The sequence below is a fragment of the Pseudoalteromonas sp. SG44-1 genome, from assembly GCF_014164315.1.
GTDB lineage: Bacteria > Pseudomonadota > Gammaproteobacteria > Enterobacterales > Alteromonadaceae > Pseudoalteromonas > Pseudoalteromonas rhizosphaerae.
In genome coordinates this window covers 1-927 of sequence record NZ_JACJEW010000198.1, presented here as the reverse complement: position 1 = coordinate 927, position 927 = coordinate 1, and the positions used below count along the sequence as shown (strand labels likewise).

Here is a 927-nt window from a genome sequence, read left to right as displayed (position 1 = left end):
TTGAGTTACAGCTCAGTGGACGGCGTCACCCCGAGCACGCTTATCGCGCCTGTTTAGGGGTGTTAAGTTTAGCTAAAATCTATTCAAAAGAGCGGCTTGAGCAAGCGTGCTATCGCGCAATCATAATGAATACGACCACACTTAAATCAATAAAGCAGATGCTGAAGAAAGGGTTGGATCAACAACCGTTACCCACACAGCAAACAGAGCCAGAAAAGCCAATTACACATAGCAACATACGTGGCACAGATTATTACCATTAAGGAATGCAAACATGATAGACACCATTAACCAGCAACTTCAACTACTCAAGTTATCCGGTATAAAGCAAGCACTCAAGCAACAGCTTGAACAGCCCAATCTATATCAAGAACAAAGCTTTATAGAGCGCGTCAGTTTATTGCTCACTCATGAAATTGATACGCGTGAGCAAAGAAAAATCGACCGGCTCGTGCGACACGCTAAATTCCGCTTACCGGCTCAGTTAAATCAACTGATTTACTCGCCGACACGTAATATAGAAAAAGCACAGATACGTAACTTAAGCCAAAATAGCTGGCTAAACTTACATCAAAATATCTTAATCACTGGGGCAACAGGCTGTGGAAAAACATACCTTGCGTGTGCCTTAGGACATGAGCACTGCCTACAAGGAAAAAGTGTTTACTATATTCGATTAAAAGAACTACTCGAAAGCCTGTTTCTAGCACAAGCAGATGGTAGTTACCGGAAATTACTGGCGAAGTTAATAAAGTATGATCTACTGATCTTAGACGACTGGGGGCTTGAACCACTGAGTGCACAGCAACGAGGTGACTTACTCGAATTAATCGATGCGCGGTATGGGTATAAATCACACATAATTATAAGCCAGCTACCACAGGAAAACTGGCATGAAATGATAGGAGAATCAACCCATGCTGACGC

2 protein-coding genes are annotated in these 927 nt (G+C 42.7%); both read left to right on the top strand.

What is annotated here, in order from left to right:
• On the top strand, positions 1-263 hold a 263-nt coding region (locus tag H5187_RS23740), incomplete at its 5' end, for a BTB/POZ domain-containing protein (RefSeq protein ID WP_409072565.1).
• A gap of 11 nt (positions 264-274) precedes the next feature.
• Positions 275-927: IS21-like element helper ATPase IstB (istB, locus tag H5187_RS23735; RefSeq protein WP_182798497.1), on the top strand; the 653-nt coding region annotated here is incomplete at its 3' end.